We start from the raw sequence: 22,488 nt of genomic DNA on the forward strand, positions 1-22,488 counted from the left end.
TCCGCTTGAAGCGGCGGCCGCAGCCGTTGGCGCTGGCGGCGGCGACGGTGGTGGTGTTCGTGACGACGTGGTTCCTCCACGCCTATCAGTCGTTCTGGCTGAAGGGGAGCTGGGGGTTCAGCGGGCCTGACGCCCTGTTCTGGGCGATCCTCGGAGTCTTGGTGCTCGTCAATGTCCAACTCGACGCCCGTCGGGCTCGAGGCCGGGTTGTCAAAAGAGACTCTGAGTCGATCGGCCGACTCGCCGCGCAGGGGATGAAGGTGGTCGCCACGTTCACGACGATCGCCGTACTCTGGTCGCTCTGGTCGAGCCCCAGCATTAACGCATGGCTCGACCTTTTTCATCGCGGACTGCAGATACAACCAAACATAAGACTGTTTTCATGATTTATTCACCGCGATAACGTTTTTTAGAGCAACCCACGAGTCCAAAACTTACCGAGTCTCCGAGTGTTCGGAGACCGACTGACGGGCGCGAGCACTCGTGCCTTCGTACCTGAACTGGGGATTCGTTCATGATTTTCGCCTATTTCGGCCCGGAGACGATGCTGCCCGTGACCTCGATCATCGCGACGGTCGCCGGCATCGCGATGATGTTCGGGCGAGTTGCCTTCCGGTTTTCGACGACGTTCTTCCGCAGGGCCGCCACCGGACCGATCCGGGTCGGAGTTCTGCGACCGACCCTGTCCCGTCGGTCCCCGATGAAGGGCTCCGTCGCGGACTCGAGAAACTGAGACGAGGGATCGTGCCTTCGTCCTTTGCTCGAGTCGTTCGGGCGAAGGTCGAAGGGACGACCCAACCTCCGCATACGAAGTCCGACTCATTTCGGCCTCAAGCCCACATGTCTCCCCAAGGATTTAAGTGACCACGCTTCCGACAACTTTTGGAAAAGACCGTTGGCCATCTGGCGAAGGCCCGGTTATTATCCAAGAAGTGTCCAACAATCGAGCGAGGACCGATGGTTGGGCGGGACGCTTGGTCCGTAGGGGAGGGGTGCCGTGCAACACTCGGGTGGACAGTCGACGGCCTCGTTTCGGCATCCGATGTTCACGAGGCGGATGGCGATCCAAGCGGGGGCCGTCGGGTTGCTCGGGCTAGGTGCCGACCACTTGACCGGGCTCAGGGCCGCCGCCACGACGGGTGGCAGCCCAGGACTCGCCGGATCGTTCGGGCGAGCCCGATCGGTCATCTATATCTTTCTCTCCGGTGGCCTGGGTCAGCACGACAGTTTCGACCCGAAGCCGGACGCCCCCGATCAGGTCCGCGGCGAATTCAAGCCGATCGCGGCGAAGACACCAGGCACATTCATCTGCGAGCACCTGCCGCGACTCGCGAAGCAGAGCGACCGCTGGGCCATGGTCCGTTCCCTGACACACTCGTCGAATGACCACTCCGCAGGTCATCTGATCATGCTGTCGGGGCAGACCAAACTCCCCACCGGCTTCGACCCTCTCGCACCCAAGCCGACCGACTGGCCCTCGATCGCCGCGGTGGCTGGGGCCGTCACGACTCCTCGACACAACCTGCCCCCCGCCGTCGTCCTCCCGGAAAAGCTCGTCCACAGCACAGGCCGCATCATCCCCGGCCAATTCGCGGGGATCATGGGATCTCGGCGCGACCCATGGCTGATCGAGGCATCGCCGTACGATCCGGGCGCCTATGGCGCCTTTCCGGAATATGAGTTCGACCATCAAGATCGCAAGCGACCCCCCCGGCGGTCACGCTTCCAGGGGCCGAATCTGTCTCTGCCCGAGGGATTCGGTCTCGACCGACTCGCCAACCGATTGTCCCTGCTGGAAACGATCGACCGACAACGGCGCGACATGGAAGGATTGGCCGAATCTCAACAATTCAATCGGCATCGTCAGGACGCCGTTTCCCTGTTGACCGACTCGAAAGTCCGTCGGGCGTTCGACGTTTCCGATGCGCCTGCCGAGGTCCTCGAACGTTACGGCAAGAACTCGTTCGGCTGGTCGCTCTTGATGGCACGGAGGCTCGTCGAGGCCGGCGTGAACCTGGTCCAGGTGAATCTCGGTAATAATGAGACCTGGGATACGCACGGCAACGCGTTCCCTCACCTGAAGGACAATCTTTTCCCTCCGACGGATCGCGCGGTCTCCGCGCTCCTCGACGACTTGCACCAGAACGGCTTGCTCGACTCGACCTTGATCGTCATGGCGGGCGAATTCGGCCGAACCCCTCGGATCTCAACGCTCAAAGAGGCGTATAAAGATCCCGGTCGCGACCACTGGGGACACGCCCAGACCGTATTCTTCGCCGGAGGCGGGGTCCGAGGCGGACACGTCCTCGGTTCGACCGACAAGATCGGCGGCTACCCCGCGTCCGACCCGCAAACTCCGGAGTCGATGGCCGCCACGATTTACCACGCCCTCGGCATCCCGCCGACGACCGCCTGGAATGACGAGCAAGATCGCCCCCACTTCATCTATCATGGCGATCCGATTGCTGGCCTGTTCTGAAGCCGGACCCCTGAACGTTTCCAATTCAAGGCGTCGGTCGTGCCCGGGAGTTTGCCCATGACTCTTCCGTCGGATGGAGCCCCCGCCGATGCGCAGGAGTTGGTGGCGCTCGCACGTCGTCATGGCCTTCTCCTGACGGGCGAGATCGAGGTGGACGAGGTCGGATTGGATTTTCGCGCGGTGTTCGCCTCCGACGAACAGGGGATTGATTGGGTCTTACGAATCCCTCGACGCCCTGACGTATGGCCGAGAGCCGAGAACGAAGCCAAAGTCCTGAAGCTCCTCAAGGGGCGACTTCCGGTCGCGGTCCCGGATTGGCAGATCTTCGCCCCGGAGTTGATCGCCTATCCTCGACTTGCCGGGAGGACGGCCGTCGTCGTCGACCCGATTTCGAAAGAGCCGACCTGGAAGATTGACAAGGAATCGCCTACCTTCGTGGCGAGCCTCGCTCAGGCGTTGGCGGCGCTGCATAGGGTCGACCGCGATGAGGCAGCCGCCTCGGGCTTGAAGGTCTTATCTCCTTCGGACGCCCGACGCGAGTTCGCCGCCGATCTCGAGCGGGTGAAACAGGATATCGGCGTCGGCGAGGAACTTTCGCGGCGCTGGAAGACGTGGCTCGACGACGATGCGGCATGGCCTCCGATAACGACGCTGATCCATGGCGACCTCCACGTCGGCCACGTCGTCGTCGATGAATCTTCCAAAGCCTCGGGCATCCTGGATTGGACCGAAGCCGAAGTCAGCGACCCCTCCATCGACTTCATCTTTCATCTCATGGGATTCGGAGAAGAAGGCCTCGATCGCCTGCTCGCGGAGTATGAGGCTGCGGAAGGCCGCATCTGGCCCGGGATGCGGAGCCAGATCAAGGAACGGCTCTCCGCGTTTCCCATCAAGTTCGGCTTATTCGCTCTGACGAGTGGTGACGCGGGGATGCTCGAGGCCGCCAAGGCGCAGCTAGGCGTCGGCCCAATCGCGGGTTGATCAACTCGACCTGCCGATGTCGGCAAACGTGCTACGGACCCGCCGCTCGCTTTACGGCGTTCGCGTGAAATTGACGAGTCTCAATCGGGCGAAGCCGACCGTTCGACTGCCCGGCGGAGGCGAGGAGTTACGACGGCACGGTACCCGTGGGCCGATCTCTTCGTCCTTACCCGGATCCGAGATCGGCCCGCGTCGTTGTAGCGGATCGAGGTGCGTCGAGAGTTGCATGCGGGCCCGCCCCACCGAGAGACACTCATTCATTTCTTGAAAATTCAATTTGTTCTGAGCGTCGTCCACGGCGAGGCCCACTCAAACGTTGTGGACCTCGGCCCGCCGTCGGCCGGAGGCAGGCGATACGGCACAAAAATTGCTCAACCTTTCAGGAGTTAGCGTAATAAGGTCTGCCGGACGCCGGTCGCTCCCGTCGGGTGACGGGTAGCTCGATCGCCGATGGTCCGAATGGGCTATCGCGGACGATGCGGTTCCGGTCATCGTTTCGAGGCGAACGGGCGATGGCATCGAACGGACTGATCGATCAAGGCTACTCGACCGCGACGGACCAGGTTTTCCGTGGTCAGTGGAACTTCGACGGCCTTGGACGACCCGTTGGTCCCTCGGATGTCGACGGGGCCGGGGTCGAGGGGATCGAGAGCCCGGTCGACTCGCTGGTCCTCGTCGATCCACGAGGGACCCGGCTTTCGGACGAGGGACACCCGGCATTCCCGAAACCGGAACGGCCGAAGCGACACCGGGGCCGCTGGATCCTAATCGGTGCCCTGGTCCTCGGGCTCTCCGGAGCGGGAATCTATTTTGGCGCCCCGCTCGTCCGCGAGTCGTTGGAGACGGTCTCGACCGACGACGCGTTCGTCACGGCCCACGTCTCGAACATCAGCCCGAGGCTCGAGGATGTGGTAACCGAGGTCCTCGTCGACCAGAACGACCACGTCGAGGCAGGGACCCTCCTCGTCCGGCTCGACCGTCAGCCCTTCGAGATTGCCCTCGGCCAGGCCGAGGCGGCCCTGGAAGAATCCCGCTCGCAGCTCTCTCTGGCGCATGCCCAGGTCAACTCGCAGCTAGCCCAGGCCCGCGGCAGCTTCTTCCGGCGCAAGAACGAGCAGGAGCAGCTCCGGCGCACGGCGACAACTCTGAAGGCCCAGGTTGCGACCCTCCACGCAAAAGAGTCGAGTCTCCGCCTGGCCGAAGTCGATCACCGCCGGATCGATAATCTGGTCAAGCGAGGCTCGGCCACGCAGGCCGAACTCGACACTCGAAACAACACGCTCGACGTGGCGAGCGAAGAAGTGAAGGAAGCCTGGGCGGCGATCCAGGAGACCCGCGCCTCGCTCGGCCTATCCCCCGATTCCCAGGACCCGCTGAAACTCCCCAAGGATCTGGAGGAACAGCAATCTCGGATCCAGTCGGCGGTGTCAGACATCTCCTCGGCCCTCGCGCAGATCGGCATACCATTCGATGCCCACGCGATCAAGGACGGTGATGCGTTCGAGCAGCTCCTCCGACTCGATTCGAGCGAGGGGCTTTCCCAGGCGTTCGATAATGCTGTAGAGCGTGCTCCGGCCGTTCAGGTTGCCCGTGCGTCGGTCGTCAAGGCCGAGCGAGACGTCGACGATGCGAAGCGAAAACTCGGTTACACCGAGATTCGGTCCGAGATCGCCGGGTATGTTCAAGATCGCTCAGTCCACCCGGGCAACCGCGTCTCGCCGGGCCAGACCCTGATCACGATCCGCCCTTCGTACGTCTGGGTCACCGCGAACTACAAGGAAACCCAGCTCCAGCACCTCAGGATCGGCCTACCGGTTGACTTGTATGTCGATGCCTATCCCAAGAAGGTCTTCCGCGGTCGAGTCGCCGGCTTCAGCCCGGGGACCGGGCTTTCCGAGTCGCTCTTGCCCCCCGAGAACGCGACGGGGAACTATGTGAAGGTGACCCAGCGCCTGCCGGTCCGGATCGAGCTTGCGGGGCCAAATCCCGACGACGCTCCCTTATTTGTCGGCCTCTCCGTCGTGCCCTACGTCCGAATCAAGGAAACCCCGACGGGACCAGGCGCCGGTGCGAGACTTCATTCGACGGGACGAACGGCACGACGCGATGTCGGCCAGGGTCCTACGGGAGTCCTGCCCGGGAACGCCGACGCGTCCCGAGGGCCGTCGAAGTGATGAATGCCGAATCCGGATCCCGAGGCGGACCCAAGGTCAAGGCACCCGTCAACCATTGGATTGTCGCCCTGACCGTGACTCTCGCCACATTCATGGAAGTTCTCGACACCTCGATCGCGAACGTCGCGTTGCCCTACATCGCGGGCGGGCTCTCGGTGGGCAAGAGCCAGAGCACGTGGGTCCTCACCAGCTACCTCGTGGCGAACGCCATCGTCCTGCCTCTCTCGGGATGGTTGATGGGACTGATCGGCCGCAAGCGGTTCTACATGACGTGCGTGTTCCTCTTCACGGTCAGCTCGGCGCTCTGCGGGGCAGCCCCGAACATCGAGATGCTGATCTTCTTTCGGATCCTCCAGGGGATCGGCGGGGGTGGCCTCCAGCCTTCGGAGCAGGGGATCCTCGTCGACACGTTCCCCGTCCAGTCGCGGGGGATGGCGATGGCTATGTACGGGGTCGCCGTCGTCGTCGCGCCAATCCTCGGGCCGGTGCTTGGTGGATACATTAGTGACAACTATTCGTGGCGGTGGATTTTTTATATCAATATCCCCATCGGGATCCTCTCGCTCTTCCTCACCAGCATCGTCGTCCAGGACCCGCCGGGAATGCGCGAGGAACGGAGGCGGAATCGGGCGAACGGCCTGGGGATCGACTACGTGGGAATCATCCTGGTCTCCCTCGGCCTCGGATCGCTGGAGGTCCTCTACGCCAAGGGGCAGGAATGGGACTGGCTGGGCGATCCCTCCTACCGCGTCCACGCATTCGCCGTTTCCGCCATCATCGGGCTAGGCGCGTTCGCGGCCTGGGAGCTCCTCCACCCGAATCCGATCGTCAACCTGCGCCTCCTCGGCGAGCGAAACTTCCTGATTTGTGGGCTGTTGATCTACGTCACGTTCGCCGTCCTTTATGGAGCGAACGTCAACACCCCGCAGATGCTCCAGGACCTGTTCGGATATGACGCATTCCGGGCCGGCTTGATCCTGTCTCCTTCGGCGTTCTTCACCATGGCGATGATGCCGATCGTCGGCTTTCTTCTCGGGAAGAGGGTCGACGCACGGTTCATCATCCCCTTCGGGTTATTCGCCGTCGCGGGAGCGTGCTACTGGCAGGCGCATCTCAACCTCGAGGCGTCCCCATACGCGATCATCATGCCGCGTTGCCTTCAGATGCTGGGGGTAGGCCTTTTGTTCGTTCCTTTGAACAACGCGGCCTACCTCTACATTGCCAAGGACCAGACCAACAACGCGACGGGCCTCTTCAACATGCTTCGCAACGAAGGGGGGAGCCTTGGTATCGCGATCGTCTCGACGATGGTCGACCGTCGCACTCAATTCCATCACCTCCGCCTCGCGGAACACGTCCGCCCTTCCAACCCCGCCCTCGATCCGATGCTCCGGACCCTCTCGCAGACGAGCGTCGTCCGAGGCGGGAGCACCCCCGTTGTCGGCGACCAGCAGAGCGTCGGGCTGCTCGCCCAGATGGTCAACGAGCAAGCCCGTGAACTCGCCTATCTCGACATCTTCTGGATCTACTGGGTCATGATCCTCCTCCCCATCCCACTAATCTTCTTCATGAAGAAGTCGGTCGCCCGTGAGGGAGCTTCGGTGCATTAACCCAGGTCTAAGACGAGCCGAAACCGGAGAAATCACGCCAATTTCAACATTCTTACATATCGATACAATATAATTACTTGAGTTTATCCGTGTTCAATCCGTGTTTCATCCGCGGCCAGATCGACTCCTGGCCTTCCAGTCCACCGCCGGGTTGACACGCCCCCTCTCGCATAGGACGATGCGGTGACTTGGGCACCGCATATCTTCTCCTCGAGGGGCTCTCCATGGCTCAGACTTTGACGGCGCGGCCGGCCTCGCCGGCGATCCGCCAGACCCGACTCCTGATCGACAACCAATGGGTCGACGCGGCCGATGGCGGAGAGTTCGAGACATATAATCCGGCCACGGGCGAGGTCATCGCGAGCGTGGCGGCCGGGACGGCGGCCGACGTCGACAAGGCGGTCAAGGCCGCACGACGGGCCCTGGAGACCGGGCCCTGGAGCCGGATGGACGCGGCCGAACGAGGTCGGTTGCTGTACAAGCTCTCGGATCTCATCGAGAAGAACGCGCAGGAAATTGCCTCGCTCGAATCGCTGAACTGCGGCAAGACGATCCGCGACTCCAAGGGCGATATTCAGGGGGTGATCAACTCCCTCCGGTATTACGCCGGGTGGGCGGACAAGGTCGAGGGCCGGACGATCCCCATCGCGGGGAGCTTCCTGGCGTACACCCTGCGTCAGCCGGTCGGCGTGGTCGGTCAGATCATCCCTTGGAATTTCCCGCTCTTGATGCTGGCCTGGAAGTGGGGCCCGGCGCTGGCTTGCGGGAATACCGTGGTGATGAAGCCGGCGGAGCAGACTCCCCTCTCGGCACTCCGGGTGACCGAGTTGGCGCTCGAGGCCGGTTTCCCCGCGGGCGTCGTCAACATCATCAACGGGTTCGGCGAGACCGCCGGGGCCGCCCTGGTCAATCACCCCGACGTCGACAAGATCGCCTTCACCGGCCACGTCGACACCGCCAAGATCATCCAGCGCCAGGCGGCCGAGACCCTCAAGCGGACGACTTTCGAGCTCGGCGGCAAGAGCCCCAACGTGATCTTCGCCGACGCGGACCTGGACGCCGCCGTCGACGGGGCATTCCACGCGATCTACTTCCACGGCGGCCAGTGCTGCACCGCGGGCAGCCGGCTGTTCGTCGAGGACCGGATCCACGCCGAGTTCGTCGACCGACTCGCCGAGAAGGCGAAAACCCGCGCCGTCGGTGATCCGCTCGACCCGAATACCGAGCAAGGGCCGCAGGTCTCGCAGGAACAACTCGACAAGATCCTCCACTACGTCAAGCTCGGCAAGTCGCAAGGGGCCACACTCCGCGCCGGTGGCGAGCGCGTCGGCGACCAGGGCTTCTTCGTCGAGCCGACCATCTTCGACAATGTGAAGGATGACATGGCCATCGCCCGCGAGGAGATCTTCGGGCCGGTCGTCAGCGTCCTCCCGTTCGGTCAGGTCGACGAGGTGATCCGACGCGCCAATGACACGACATACGGCCTCGCCGCCGCGATCTGGACGAAGGACATCGACAAAGCCCATCTCTTCGCCAAGAAGGTCAAGGCCGGGACCGTTTGGGTCAACTGCTACCACGTCGTCGAGACGAATACCCCGTTCGGCGGGTTCAAGATGTCCGGCCAGGGCCGCGAAAACGGCGAGGCGGCCCTCGAGCACTACACCGAGCTCAAGACCGTGACCATCAAACTGAACGACACCTCGAAGTGAGAGACGAACCAGCCCGACTTCGAAGTGAGAGAGCTTAGCTCAAGCTTGGCAACATCCTCAGACCACCGAGACCCGGTTTCCTCACGGAAACCGGGTCTTTCGTGCGCCCCTGATCAAAGGCCCCTAACGGACAGGCTTCGCAATCGACTCATTTCTCGCGAGGGGCCGGGGCATCGCGGTAATTCAAGGGAGGGGCTTGCCCAGGGTCGAGGAGTGACTGATAGGCTCGACCTCGGAGGCGTCGGGCTTGCTCGGCCTTGACGCTGGCCAGGAGTTTGGGGTCGTGGAAGAGGTCCCAGGCCGAGGCGGCGAGGACCCGCGCCGCCAGTTGCATCCCCTTGCGTCCGATGCTGGTCCCCCCTGCGGCGACCGCCTGCCAGGAGTGGGGCGACGTCCCTGGGACCCAGCAGACCGTCGCAAAACCCGCCGTCGGCACGACCCAGGAGACGTCGCCGACGTCGCTCGAACCCTTTCCGACCGCCCCGCTCCGGTCCTCGACCTCCGAGAGCGACGAGAGGGGCAGGGGGCTTGTCAGCGTCTTCCCGAGACGGGAAGAAAAGGCCGTTTCCCGATCGTCGTAGACAAGGTCGTTCATCGCTTCCAGATTTGACTTGGTGACTCTCGCCAGGGTGTCATTGGGCAGGATTTCGAGGGTCCCACCAAGATACTCGACCTCGAGCCGAGTCTCGGTCGCTAACGCCCCGGCCTGGGCACACTTGAGCAGGCGTGGATAAAGCTGTCGGACGACTTCGGCTTTGGGATGCCTGATGTAGTAGAAGACCTCGGCAAAGTCGGGGACGACGTTCGGTGCCCCACCGCCGGCCGTGATGATGTGGTGGATCCGGGTGAAGTCGGGCGTGTGCTCGCGGAGCATCTCGGCGGCGTGGTTCGTGAGCTCGACGGCGTCGAGTGCGGAACGCCCCGTTTCGGGAGACTCGGCGGCGTGGGCGCTGGTCCCCGAGAATCGGAACTTCACCGCGATGCGCGCGAGGCACGACTCGTCGCCCGCCGCATTTCGGCTCGAGGGATGCCAGTGCAAGACGGCGTCGCAGTCGCGGAACAGTCCCTCTCGGACCATGAACGCCTTGGCGCTTCCTCCTTCCTCGGCGGGGCACCCGTAGACTCGCAAGGTCCCCTTCAAATCCCCGGCGCGTATCTGCTCGCCGAGCGCGAGGGCCGCGGAGGTCGTCGCCACGCCGAAGAGGTGGTGCCCACAGCCGTGGCCCGTCGAGGCCCCCGCGCGAGACTTTCGCTCCGGGACGGCCTCTTGAGAGAGTCCGGGCAACGCGTCGTATTCGCCCAGGATCGCGATCACGGGAGCGCCCGAGCCGATCGTCGCCACGAAAGACGTCGGGATCCCCGCGACGCCCGTCTCTACCGAGAATCCTCCCGCCTTCAAGGCGCCGGCGAGCATTGCCGACGAGCGAGTTTCTTTATATCCGAGCTCGGCCCAATTCCATATCGTGCGGGCCATCTCCCAGGAAGCGTCGGACCTCGCCCGGATCGACGCATCGAGTCGAGCTTTCTGTGCCCAGGCGATGGACCCCGGCGTCACGAGCATGACCATTGCGACGAGGAGCAATCGCTTCGGCATCCGGACCCTCCCGGCTCGATTTTCTCGGTGGCACCTGTGGGACAGGCATCTCGTTAAAGGCGATTTGCCGATCACACTTCGACACGCTACGCCGCACGAGACGACGCCGCAACCCGTCAGACTGGTGAGAAGAGAGGTCGTCTCGTTCGACGTCGGCCCGGGATCTTCGGGACTAGTTCCAAAAGACAACGTTGGCGAGGCAATCAAACCGACATCTGTTGCCGCTGTTCACGATTCCGTATAAGATCCATGCATGGGGGCTCCGAGCTGGCCACGAGGCCACTCGGCTGTTGGATCGCGGTGCATGCGGTCCCGAACTTTCGGACGAAGTGGTCATCATGCGCCATCCACACGGATTGTATGGGTGTCTCACGATCGTCCTGGTGTTGATCGCTTCACACCAGGCGACCGCCGGCGTGACGACATATACGGGGGGTGATGCGGGAGTTGGTCCCGCCGACTCCCATCCGAACACCGACGCTGCCGCCGCGTCATTCGCGAGTACGGCGAGTCAGTTCGGCGTCTCGAACGCGATCACATTCGAAAGTCTCCCGCTGGGGACGCCTCAAGGCGGGGCTTCGCTCACCGTGGCCCCGGGCGTCGGCCTGACTCTCAACAACACCGACCAGACGGTAGTCGCCGGCTACCCTTTCGGGATCAGCAACGCGAGCCCAAATCCAATCACCGGAGGCTACAACACCACGCCCGGTGGCTCGCAGTTCGTCGAATTCGTGCCGAGTCTCTCGGGAGGGACAGCCTCGCTGGTCTTCTCCTTCGACTCCCCGATCCAGGGATTTGGGGTCAACCTCACCGGCCTGGGTAACATCCCCGGCGACATCCATCTGGTTTTCGACGACGACGGCACCCCTCATGACATCCCGATCACGGGGGACGTCACGGGGGGCATCCTCTTCATCGGGTTCACCGACCCCGGCGCGTCGATCACGAAGATCACGATCGAGGAACGCAACGTCCTGCCGAATCGGCGCGATGCCTTCGGTGTCGACGACGTCCAATACGTCCGAGCCGTTCCCGAGCCCGCGTCCGCGACGCTCCTGGCCGTCGGCCTCTTCGGACTGGCGGCCCTCACCCGCTCGAGACGTCGCCGCCGACGCGATGCCGAGCAATAGACTCGGCGGCTGGTAGAATGGCTCGGAGCTCGCGACCCTCCAGCCAGGAGCCCTAGCCGATCGCTCGCCACCTCGAAGGTCCCGCCCCATGGATTCGCTCGATGCCGATCGGAACCTGCTGTTCGGCCTCCTTGCGCACAAAATGGGGTTCCTCAGTCGCAAGTCGCTCCACGCCGCGTTGCATTCCTGGGCGACCGAGAAAGACCGGCCGCTCCGCGAACTCCTCGTGGGCCATGGGTCGCTGAACGGCGACCAATTACGTCAGGTCGCCGAAGCCTTCACAACGCTGATGGAACGCCACCAAGGCGACCCCCGCACAAGTCTCACGTCGATCGGCCCCGTTGAGCCTGCTTTAAGACTCCTGGCCGACCAGGGGATCGACGCCGAGTTGACCCGAGCCAATAACCCTCGGCGTGAAAGCTCGAATGCGACCTTGGCGAACGGGACGTCCGGTCCGGACGCCACCGTGGCCGACGCGGCCCATTGCCCGGACGCGACCTTGGCCGACGAGACGCCTTGCCCGGACGCGACCGCAGTTCTCCAGTCGTCACCAACCGCCGGCCCGATGCGCCCCGAGCCCGCGACCGGTGGCCCGACCACGCTGCTGGACCCTACCTGCGACCCCGACGCAACAGGGGCCTATGTCGACCAGACGACCTTTCCCGACACGCCCCCCCGTTCCGGCGACGTGCTCGAGGAGACGAGAGACTCCGAAGGCCTGTCAAGCCTCGGCTCGTTCCCTCCTTGGTCAGGGCCGTCGTCGGGGGTGAGCAGCGGGCTCGGCGGCCAGCGATATCGGACACTCCGCCCCCATGCCAAAGGAGGTCTCGGCGAGGTCTTCGTCGCATTCGACGAGGAGCTCGGACGTGAGGTGGCGCTGAAGGAGATCCAGGCGAAGTACGCGGACCGCCTCGACAGCCGTTCGCGGTTCCTGCTCGAGGCCGAAGTGACAGGAGGCCTCGAACATCCGGGAATCGTCCCGGTCTATGGCCTGGGGCGTTATCCCGACGGCCGGCCCTATTATGCCATGCGGTTTATCCGCGGCCGCTCCCTGACCGAAGCGATCAATGCCTTTCATTCCTCGCTCGGGCCGGGCCAAAGCTTGAGGGCGCGCGAGGTCGACCTGCGTCAACTCCTCGGCCGGTTTATCGACGTCTGCGACGCCATGGCCTACGCCCATTCCCGGGGCATTCTCCACCGCGACATCAAGCCCGACAACATCATGCTCGGCTCGTTCGGCGAGACGCTCCTCGTCGATTGGGGGCTGGCAAAGGCCCTCGACCGCCCCGATAGCGAGGAGATCGAGGGACTGGCACCGCTCCGCCCCCTCTCCTCGAGCGGGAATAGCGAGACGCACTACGGCTCAACGATCGGCACGCCCCACTACATGAGTCCGGAGCAGGCGGACGGACGACTTGACGCCCTCGGCCCTGCTAGCGACGTCTACAGCCTCGGCGCGACCCTCTACTGCCTACTCGTCGGTCGGACCCCGTTCCGCGAGAAATCCGTGACGGCCCTCCTCGCCAAGGTCAAGTCCGGCGACTTTCCGTCCCCCCGAGAGGCCAACCGAGGCGTCCCCGCGGCCTTGAGTGCCCTCTGCGTCAAGGCGATGGCGAATCGTCCGGAGGATCGATATCCCACGTCGCGTGCATTGGCCGCCGACGTTGAACACTGGCTGGCCGACGAGCCAGTCACCGCCTACCGCGAACCCTTCCCAACGCGATGCGCCCGTTGGGCGAAGCGGCACAAAACGTTGGTCACCACTTCGGTGGCACTGATGGTCTTGGCGACGTCGGCGCTCGCCATCGGCGCCGTGCTCATCAATCGCGAGAAACGACGGACCGAGGCCAACTTCCAACTCGCCCGCGCCGCCGTCGATCAAATGCTCACCCAACTGGGCCAGGTCGATCTCGCCGACATTCCCCAGATGGAACCGGTGCGAAAACGGATGCTGGGTGAGGCGCTCGCCTTCTACCAGACGTTTCTCAAGACACATGGTGACGACCGGACAATCCGTCGGGAAACCGCCCGCGCGAACCTACGGCTGGGCGACATCGAGGAGATGCTCGGCGACTACGACGACGCCGAGAGGGCCTACGTGCGGGCGGTCGGCCTGCTCGTCCCGTTGAATGCCAGCCAGCCCAATGCGATCGATCTCCGTCGCGACCTGGCCCGCACTCGCCATAACCTCGGGATCCTCCTGCGGAAATCCAACCGCTTCCGCGAAGCCGAGGCGTCCTTCCGAGACGCCCTCCGAATCCGCAAAGGGTTGATCGCCGAGGCCGGTGCCACCGCCGACGACCGCGCGTCCGAAAAGAATACCGTGTATCACCTGGGAGCCCTCCTCGCCAGGCTGGGCGCCTCTCGGCAGGAAGTCGAGACCGCCTATCGCGAGGCGATCGACGAACAAAAGGCGCTCGCAGCCGACGACCCGAGCCGGCCCCAGCATCGAAGCGAGCTCGCGCGTTACCTCAACAACCAGGGGATCCTCCTCGCACGGAACGAGCCCCAGTCTGCGGAAAAGGTATATCGCGAGGCCCTGGGGATCCAGGAAGAGCTGGCGCAGCGCTCCCCGACCGTGACCGCCTTCCAATGGCAACTGGCCAGGACCTTGAGCAACCTCGGGACCCCACTCGAGTTCGACAAACAATTCGACCAGGCGGCCGACACCTATCGCGAAGCCCTCGATCGGCTCAAGCGGCTGGCCGACGACTATCCGACAGTTCCTGACTATCAGAGCGAACTCGCCGTCGTCAGCAGCAACCTGGCCATGGCTCTCCGCCGGATCAAGAAAGGGAACCCGGAGTCGGAACAACTCCTCCGGTCCGCACTACGCATTGGCACGACGCTCCTTGCCCGGTTTCCGCATCGTCCCGACTATCGCTGGAAGTCCGCCCTGACGCGCCGAAGTCTAGGGATCCTGCTCGCCGACAGCGGACACAAGGCGGAAGCGGAGTCGAGCTTCCGCGCATCGCTCGAGACTTTTCGGGAGTTGGTCCGGGACCATCCTGAGGTCCCCGAGTACCGCAGCGAGTTGGGGCTTTCTCTCGACAACCTGAGCCTACTCCTCGACGCCCAAGGCAAGGTCCTCGACGCCTCACGACTTGTCGAGGAGGCGATCATTCACCAACGGGCCGCGATGCGGTCGGGCATGCGGAACGTCTACTTCCGCCAATACCTCCTCACCGACTATCAATACCTCGAGAGGATGGCGGGCTTCCTCCGGGACGCGACGCAATGCGCCTCGGCAGGCGCGAACCTCGCTCGCGACCTGCCCGACGACCCCGCCGCCAATTTTCAGGCCGCTCGGCTGTTCGCCAGGGCTGCCACCCTCGACGGTCGCCTTGCGGTCGACCAGCAGAAGCGTCGATCAGAGCCCGCTGCTGACCGGGCCGTGGCGCTTCTCAAGAAAGCGGGGGCACAAGGGTTCAACTCCGCCAAATCGCTCGAAGACCCCGTCTTCGATGTGATCCGGGATCGTCGGGATTTTCAACAGATCGGGTCCTCCCTCGGTGCGAATCCGAGGCCGGCTTGACGGTCCTGACAAGGCCCCTAGGTCAAGCCTGACCTCAGGTGGGTTATGCAGAGTCGGCTTCTCGAGGAGAGTCTGGGGACATCAATAACACCCCGAAGTGCCCTCTTCCGAGGTGTTCGAAACCCGGCGGTCACGATGAGCCGGGATTCGGAACGCATCGTCGATAGTGCCGAATTCAGAAACGGGCCGATTCCTGGAAGAGGCGATCGTTGATCCTTGTCAGCTCGATGTCGGTCCGATTCGCGAATACGATCGCCCCCACTCCGTCCGACGACCGGAATGACATGTTTGTCCGGATCCCGGGATCGCTGCCGTTATGGAACCAGTGCTCCTGGCCGTTTACGGGCAGCATCACCCAGCACAGCCCCTGATAAGTAGGGGTCGGGTTCTGTCGAGTGAGCATCAATCGGACGGTCTCGGGCTCGAGGATTCGCTTCCCGCCAAATTGCCCTTGATTGATATAGGCGAGCAGGAATCGCGCCAACTGCGTGACACTCGTGCGGAGCGAGCCGTCGGGGTAATTCGGGAAGCTGTAGGCGCAGAGCGGCTGAAAGACCCCTCGCACGGGATCGCTTTCGACCTCGCCGGCCAAGATCCCGAACTTGCGGTAGACCTCGATGTCTTCGTCGGTCTTCTTGGGGATCACGGGCACGTAAGGCACAGCGTGGGCCCCTGCGGCGAGCCCTGACACCATCCAACCCGTAGTCGACATCCCCAACGGATCGAAGATCGACGTCTTGGTAAACTCGGCAAACGATTGGCCCGAGAGTCGTTCCACCAGATAGCCGATCAGGCCGAATCCCACGTTGGAATACCGATATTTTTCGCCCGGCTTCCAAGGGTGGAAATTCTTCTCTTTCTGATAGTATCGTCCATCGGTGGTGAAATAGTCTTTGATCCAAGACTCCAGCGACATGACCGGATCGCCGCACGCGTAGCTCTCGCCATAGGCGGGGCTGTCCGCAATGCTCGAGCGATGCGTCAGCAGGTCTCGGAATGAGATGACCTCGTCGGGATAGGCGGGGTTCCTTACGGGAAAGGGCAGGTATCGGCCGACATCGTCGTCCAGGTCGAACTTGCCCTTCTCCCAGAGTTGCATGGCGGCCGTCGCCGTCACCGTCTTCGAGATCGAGCCGATGTTCTGGATGGACCGTTCGGGATCCATCGCAACTCGCCGCTTGATGTCGGCCCAACCATAGCCTTTCGACCAGACGACCTTGCCAGACTTCACGATGCAGGCCGCCAGACCGGGAATCCGGTTCGCCAACATCTCGGCCTCGAGGAAATCGTCAAGTGAATCGCCGGACGCTTCGGCGCGAAGTGAGCCGGTTTCAAGAGCCAGGGCCATCAGGCCCCCGCCCCCGTGCTGGAGGAATTTACGCCGCGAATATCCAATCATTGGGCGACTCCGTATCCCGATCCTGTCCGTGACCAGGATCTCGATCCTTGGAAACGTAGAGCCATTCGTCAGCCGGCGTCGTTTCTTTCGATCCGACTCGAAAACGAGTGCGTCACGGGAAGCCGGGTTCCTTGACAGGAGAAGGCCGAGCCTCCGACTGGAGACTTGACCTTACGAGAAATCCCCAGAGTGCTTCGTCCAACCACCAGGCCAATTTCGGATTTGTATTGGATGTCGCCCGTTGACGAAACTCGTTCGAGACTGCACGAACAACATTCTACGATTGCCGCAGAATTGGCATTTTCTTCAAGAATTTTTACACAACAAAACAATCATTAACAATGCATCTTCATATCAGGAGATTGCGCTTATCATGTTCGCGATCGATGCTGGGGTGTGCTGCCAGTGTGGCCCCGTAGGGCGCCTTTACGGGGCTCGAGCGGGATCTGAGCAGAGGATCGCGTCGCTCCACCCCACACGGCAGGCCCGCTTGCGAGCGGCAATTCGGCCTCGAGGTGGGAGCAGTCGCCGAGGGAGGTTGGCTTTTCGCCCGCGGGACGATGCAGGACGCCCAGGACTGGGCAGAACCCGGCTCGACATGTGGGGTCGAGGTTCTATTGTCCCGCAATCGGGGGCGTTGCTCCCGCCTGCAGCCCAGCCATCGGGCCGTAGTAGACGTTGAGCAGGGCGAGGGCCTCGACGTCGAATGGATGAGGCCCCGTCACAGGGAACGCACAGCAGAGTGACGCAATCACGCGTTTGCGGAAGACGAAGCTCGTGCCGACCGTCATGTCGAGGACATCAGGCGTTCCGGCAGGGTCGTTCGGCCGGAACAGTCCTCGGTGGTTGAGCGGGTCGCTCAGGTGGAATTCGAGGGTGGGGATGATCGCGGAGAGGCAGGCGGACGGGTCGGCACTCCGGTAGGCGTAGTATCCGATCGCGGCATCGTTGTACCACATGGTGACGTCACGCGAGTCGGTCGGGACGTCGATCGCCGTGAAGCCCTGCAAGAAGAACTTGCCTCGGTGGACGATGTATCCGACGAACGGTTGGAACTGCGCGTCGTGGAACCCGTTCGCGCCGGGCGCCCCGGCGAACGACGTGGGGCCGTTCGGGACGGTGATCGCCAGGCCACCGGAGACGAGATTGCCCGCTTTTCGATTCGCCCAGAGCACATATTTCGAGAAGATCGTCATGTTCCCGACGGCCGTGTTATTCCCCGCGAGCGTCGCGTCGTGGCTCTCGGTCCAGAGGGTGTTGATCGGGAGGCGGATCCCGATCGACGCATTCCCTTGCAGGAACGTCTTCTCGACCCCGAGCAGTTGCCGGTAGGCCTGCATACTACTGACGATCGACCCGGCACGACGATTAGCCTCGCCGCCGAGGTTATTGAAATAGTCGAACGTGTAGAAGAATCGATCCTGGGGCATCGGGCTCTGGTTGTCGGCCACCTTGAAGCCGCGAGCCCAGGGGACGAACGCCGTCGTCCGGTTGTTCCTCGCCGAGTAAGGGGAGGGGGGTGTCGGCGGCTGGCCCGGGACCGGCGCTTGCGGTATCGGCGGTGCGCCGGTGATGGCCAACCTATGGATCATCGCGGGAGCCTGGTCGCCGAGCATCACCGGCGAGTAGTTGAAACCGGCCTCGGCCGCCCCAGAGCCGCTCGAGTCTCCTGCGAGGTTCGACGCAGGAGCCCGGGCGAAGGGGTCGTCCGTCGAAGTATCCGAGGTTGTCGGGGCCGAGGCGACGGCAGAGGGATTCGGCTCGGCCGGCGCGGTCGTCTCTCCCGGCGGCGTGGTGGCCGGAGGGGATGCGTTGTCGGCCGGTACGGGCGAAGGCGTCGGTCTCGACGCCGGCGGTGTGGTCGTCGGGGCGGACAACGGTCCAGGGGTTGGTGGCAAGAACCGTACCCTCGGACCCTCGGTCGCACTCGACGGAGGGGGGTTGCCGGCGGGAACCCTCGGCCTCGGCACACTCGGGATCACGGGCGCCTGAATGCGCTGGACATCGTCATCGAGGGTCGGGATCTCGGTCGGAATCAAGAACGTGGCTTTCGGCCCGCCCTTGCGGAAATTCGACCGAGCGCCCGGACTCACGGGTTTCGATTTCGTGGCCGATTCCGACGCGTTCACGGCCTGGAGGGGGCCGACGACGAAGGAAACCTTGGGGCCTGAAGCCGGGACCAAGATCACGACATGGGGTCCCTTCTTCCCTGACGATGCCGGAGGGTCGGACGTCACCGGGCCCTGGAGCGGGGGCAGGGGTTCCGGCTCGACGGCGCGGACGACCGGGGCGGCCAGCATGGTCGCGCTTATCCAGAACAGCCGCCTTATGTGGATCGAGCTCATGTCCGTCCCCCCTGGCTGGGCCGATGTTCGCTCGCCGCCGAGCCCTTCGCTCGGTGGGACGTCGACTCCCGTCGTCGGGGTGAACTGTCCTGGATTAACACGCTGGCAAATCGAATCATCTTATTATCTATTTTACAATTCTCGTCTATCTCAAAAGGTCGCCTTATTGGGCCCCATTCGACCGAGTCCCGCCCCCACCGTTACCGAGGACGGCTACGTAGTCGCCCGCTGACCCACCGTCCCCGATCCTCAACGGATTGCCGTTCGAATCGGTCAGCCCGCGGGCTCCCGTGCCCACCACCCGAAGTTGGAAGGTCCGGGCCGCGTCGAGCGGGGCGACGAGGTTCAGGGTCACGCGATTGGTGGCCGCATCGTAGGTCGCCGAATTCAGGGGGATCGGCACCGCGCCCTGGCCGGTGAATCCCCCCGATCGGCCCGCGAGGCGAAGCCGATAGTTGCGGATGCTTTGTGCCCGCGAGGGGTCCAGTGGCTCGTCAAACGTGAGGACAACCGAGGTCACGACGGAGTTCGCGACCGTCGGGGTCACCTGCGTCACCACCGGCCCGTCGCCCAGGCTCTGACTTTGGATCGGGTTCTTGCTCTGGGACTGGCCCGAGGCCGAGCGTCGCGAAACCCTGGCCGATGAGCCCTGGAAATTATTGGCGACGTGGTTTCCCGCGATCAAGTTAGCGGCGTCCCCCGCCCCTCCGATCGTGTTCCCGACGGCACCGTCGAGGAAGAGGCCGAAGTCGTTGCCGAGACTGGGCTGGCCGTTGATGTTTGCCCCGATCAGGTTCCCCTGGACGATGTTGGCGGTCGAGCCACTCGGCGAGAACTGGACACCAACCAGACGGTTCCCCGAGATAACGTTCCGGGCTCCCGCAGTCGCGCCGCCGATTGTGTTGCCAACCGCCCGATTGAGGTAAACCCCGTCGTGGAGGTTGGGGACGGCCTTGAGTCCCGATCCATCCGTACCGATGAGGTTTCCCTCGACCGCGTTCCCCGAGGTGCCCTCGCCGTAGAGTTGGACTCCGACCCCGCCATTCCCGGAGATGACGTTTCCCGTTCCGGCGACATCCCCGCCGATGGTGTTACTCGGCGCACCGTTGACGAAGATGCCGTCGAACCTGTTCCCGAGGGCCCTCGAGCCGGCAAGATTGGTCCCGACCTGATTCCCCTCGATGAGGTTGCCCGACGCCGTGTTACCGACAATTCGAATCCCGGTGAGGCCATTCCCCGAGATGAGGTTTCCAAGGCTCGTGCTGTTACCGCCTATGGTGTTGTTGGCCGAGCCCTCGAGGTAGATGCCGTCGAGAGCATTCCCCAGCGAAGAAGCTCCGGAGATGTCGGTCCCGATCAGGTTTCCTTGCACGCGGTTGCCCGTCGCGACTTGCCCCGTGATCTGGACTCCGGCGCCATTGTTTCCCGAGATCACGTTCCGAGAACCCGAGCCGGAGCCCCCGAGCAGGGTGTTCGAGACGCCGTCAAGATAGACCCCCGCGCTCGCGTTGCCGAGCGACTTCTTGCCCGAGAGGTCGGTGCCGATCAGGTTCCCCGCGATCACATTCCCCGTCGACGAGGCCCCCGTGATCTGCACACCCGCGATCCCGTTCCCCGAGATCAGGTTGGCCGACGCCGGGTCGCTGCCGCCGATCGTGTTGTTGGCCGAACCGTCGATCTCGATTCCGTCGAATCTGTTACCTTGAGCCTTCTGACCGGAGAGGTCGGTGCCGATCCGGTCGCCGATGACCCGGTTGCCTCCACCTTGCTGGAGGAGGATCCCCGATCCCTGGAATCGGTTGATCGCCAGCCCTTCGACGAGGCTGCCGCCGGCGTTGATCGTCAGGCCGTCGACCTGGGTGCCGGCCGCCTCGCCGTCGATCTCGATCAACGGCGATCCCTGATAGCCGGGCTCGGTGGTTGCGTCGATGTTGACCGGGTCGGTGATCGTGGGAAGGGCCGAAAGGGGCTTGATCGTGAACGGCCCCGCCCCCGGGATGTCGAAGGTAATCGTGTCAGTCCCGGTGGTCGCGTTCGCCGAGAGAATCGCCTGGCGGAGTGAACCCTTGCCGCTGTCGTTCGTATTCGTGACGACCAGCGAGTTGGAGTTGACGATCGAGAGGGTCGCCAGACTCTGGTTCCCGAGCGAGCCACCTCCCGTCGGGTTGCCGAGCACAAGTCCGACCGTCTTGTCGGCGCCGAGGGACGAACTGGAGAGGATCGGGATCGTGAACGTCTGGCTGGACTGATTGGCCGCGAAGTTCAGCGTGCCCGAAACCGGGGTATAGTCGACCCCGGGTACGGCCGTGCCGCCCGAGGTGGAATAGGCGACTCCTACGTCGCTGGCGTTGCCGTTGGTGCGGGTCACGGTGATCGTCGCCGTTCCCGCATTCATCCCGACGCTGTAGGTCGGGGAGCTGAACTGGAGCGATCCGCCCTGGGAATTGTCGACGATCGTGCCGGTGCCCGTCCCGCGGTCGATCACCGCGTTCGTGGCGTTGGTGAGGTTGACGAGGAAGGTTTCCGGCGGCTTGACGTTCGTCCCGCCGATGATTGGCACGTCGATGGTTTGCGTCGTCTCGTCGGGCTGGTACGTCAACGTTCCGCTCACCGCCTGGTAGTCGACGCCGGCCTTGGCGGTCCCGTCGGCCGTACTATAGTCGACGGTGACAGGCTCCTCGATGTTCGGCGGGTCGAGCGTGACCGTGAAGATGGCGTCGGTCGTCCCAGAGGTTCCCTCGACGACGCTCACGTCGTTGATGGACAGGCCTGAGGCGGGGAGGATCGTCCCCGTGGCGACCCCTTGAGTCGGGTCGATGGTGTCGTTCTGAGGGTTGCTGAGAGCGATCGTGAACTGGTCGCTCGGCTTCGAGGGACGCCCGCCGATGATCGGGACCTCGAACGACTGGGTCGTCTCGCCCGGCGCGAAGGTCAAGGTGCCGCTCGCCGACCGGTAGTCGATACCCGAAAGGGCGGTACCGTCGGCGGTCCCATATTGGACCGAGACGGTATCGCTGCTTGGAGCGTCCAGCGTCACGGTGAACACCGCCTGGGCCGTCCCCGACGTCGGCTCGACGATGCTGACGTTCGCGATGCTCAGCGAGAGCAAGGTCCGGGACTCGCAACGTTCCCAGTGCTCTTGCGATCGTCGGCGCCTGGAGAGACGCACAGATGGCAAGTCCGGGGGACTGGAGTTCGACCTTTCGCGCCAAGAGCTGGATGTCATCATGAACTCGCCCGAGGTCGGTGATCGCGCACGCGACGTCGATAGGCCCATCGGCCAAAGCGAGGTCGGCACGCCCGCGGAGGGGTAGTGCTGTACTCATTACCGAAGTCAATCACCGCCGGGCCGATGCCGACACCCGGCGAACCTCGCGACCATCTCGAGACGCGGCCGTCGAGCGATTCACAACGGTGCAGGCCTTGAACGCCTCGCAAAAACGGGGTTGGGGTCGGAAATGGGTCGCTCCGACCGCCCAACCCTTCCCTGCCGATCGACTGTCAACCGCCCCGGGCTAAGCTTCCGTCGAGG

13 protein-coding genes and 1 pseudogene are annotated in these 22,488 nt (G+C 63.6%); 10 read left to right on the forward strand and 4 right to left on the reverse strand.

Going from position 1 to position 22,488, the window contains the following annotated elements:
- The 7 genes and pseudogenes from ACYOEI_RS20245 to ACYOEI_RS20275 all read left to right on the forward strand — a co-directional run.
- A pseudogene (locus tag ACYOEI_RS20245) lies at positions 1 to 386 on the forward strand (hypothetical protein); the annotation flags it as partial.
- 128 nt (positions 387 to 514) lie between these two features.
- On the forward strand, positions 515 to 733 hold the full coding sequence (locus ACYOEI_RS20250; RefSeq protein ID WP_462851375.1) for a hypothetical protein: 219 nt from the start codon (positions 515 to 517) through the stop codon (positions 731 to 733).
- Between the two features lie 324 nt (positions 734 to 1,057).
- Positions 1,058 to 2,479: a DUF1501 domain-containing protein gene (locus ACYOEI_RS20255; protein WP_462851376.1), complete on the forward strand. Its 1,422-nt coding sequence runs from the start codon at positions 1,058 to 1,060 to the stop codon at positions 2,477 to 2,479.
- Between the two features lie 57 nt (positions 2,480 to 2,536).
- Positions 2,537 to 3,460, forward strand: a complete 924-nt coding sequence (locus tag ACYOEI_RS20260) for a macrolide 2'-phosphotransferase (protein WP_462851377.1) — start codon at positions 2,537 to 2,539, stop codon at positions 3,458 to 3,460.
- 512 nt (positions 3,461 to 3,972) lie between these two features.
- The gene (locus ACYOEI_RS20265) at positions 3,973 to 5,634 is read left to right on the forward strand and encodes an HlyD family secretion protein (protein ID WP_462851378.1); all 1,662 of its coding nucleotides are present in this window, start codon (positions 3,973 to 3,975) and stop codon (positions 5,632 to 5,634) included.
- Positions 5,634 to 7,244: a DHA2 family efflux MFS transporter permease subunit gene (locus ACYOEI_RS20270; RefSeq protein ID WP_462851379.1), complete on the forward strand. Its 1,611-nt coding sequence runs from the start codon at positions 5,634 to 5,636 to the stop codon at positions 7,242 to 7,244. The genes ACYOEI_RS20265 and ACYOEI_RS20270 overlap by 1 nt, the downstream gene beginning before the upstream one ends.
- Positions 7,245 to 7,468: 224 nt before the next feature.
- Positions 7,469 to 8,953, forward strand: coding sequence for an aldehyde dehydrogenase family protein (locus ACYOEI_RS20275; protein WP_462851380.1), 1,485 nt, complete (start codon positions 7,469 to 7,471; stop codon positions 8,951 to 8,953).
- 148 nt (positions 8,954 to 9,101) lie between these two features.
- Here the strand turns inward: ACYOEI_RS20275 and ACYOEI_RS20280 are convergent, their stop codons facing one another.
- Positions 9,102 to 10,547 carry an amidohydrolase gene (locus tag ACYOEI_RS20280; protein WP_462851381.1) on the reverse strand — a complete coding sequence of 482 codons (1,446 nt, stop codon included), beginning with the start codon at positions 10,545 to 10,547 and terminating at the stop codon, positions 9,102 to 9,104.
- Between the two features lie 338 nt (positions 10,548 to 10,885).
- On the opposite strand from ACYOEI_RS20280, the gene ACYOEI_RS20285 reads away from it, so the two are divergent.
- Together ACYOEI_RS20285 and ACYOEI_RS20290 are read left to right on the forward strand one after the other, a co-directional pair.
- A complete protein-coding gene (locus ACYOEI_RS20285) occupies positions 10,886 to 11,677 on the forward strand; it encodes a PEP-CTERM sorting domain-containing protein (protein WP_462851382.1) in 792 nt (263 codons plus the stop codon).
- An 88-nt stretch (positions 11,678 to 11,765) separates the two neighbouring features.
- A complete protein-coding gene (locus tag ACYOEI_RS20290) occupies positions 11,766 to 15,212 on the forward strand; it encodes a protein kinase domain-containing protein (RefSeq protein WP_462851383.1) in 3,447 nt (1,148 codons plus the stop codon).
- A gap of 175 nt (positions 15,213 to 15,387) precedes the next feature.
- On the opposite strand, the gene ACYOEI_RS20295 is transcribed toward ACYOEI_RS20290, so the two are convergent.
- Together ACYOEI_RS20295 and ACYOEI_RS20300 are read right to left on the reverse strand one after the other, a co-directional pair.
- Positions 15,388 to 16,611 carry a serine hydrolase domain-containing protein gene (locus tag ACYOEI_RS20295; RefSeq protein ID WP_462851384.1) on the reverse strand — a complete coding sequence of 408 codons (1,224 nt, stop codon included), beginning with the start codon at positions 16,609 to 16,611 and terminating at the stop codon, positions 15,388 to 15,390.
- Positions 16,612 to 17,225: 614 nt separating this feature from the next.
- Entirely contained in the window at positions 17,226 to 18,203 is a 978-nt protein-coding gene (locus ACYOEI_RS20300; protein ID WP_462851385.1) for a hypothetical protein, read from the reverse strand.
- A gap of 37 nt (positions 18,204 to 18,240) precedes the next feature.
- Between ACYOEI_RS20300 and ACYOEI_RS20305 the strand changes: the two genes are divergently transcribed.
- A complete protein-coding gene (locus ACYOEI_RS20305) occupies positions 18,241 to 18,603 on the forward strand; it encodes a hypothetical protein (RefSeq protein ID WP_462851386.1) in 363 nt (120 codons plus the stop codon).
- 516 nt (positions 18,604 to 19,119) lie between these two features.
- On the opposite strand, the gene ACYOEI_RS20310 is transcribed toward ACYOEI_RS20305, so the two are convergent.
- Positions 19,120 to 22,125, reverse strand: coding sequence for a beta strand repeat-containing protein (locus ACYOEI_RS20310; protein ID WP_462851387.1), 3,006 nt, complete (start codon positions 22,123 to 22,125; stop codon positions 19,120 to 19,122).
- Positions 22,126 to 22,488 lie beyond the last annotated feature (363 nt).

Source organism: Singulisphaera rosea (assembly GCF_054877945.1).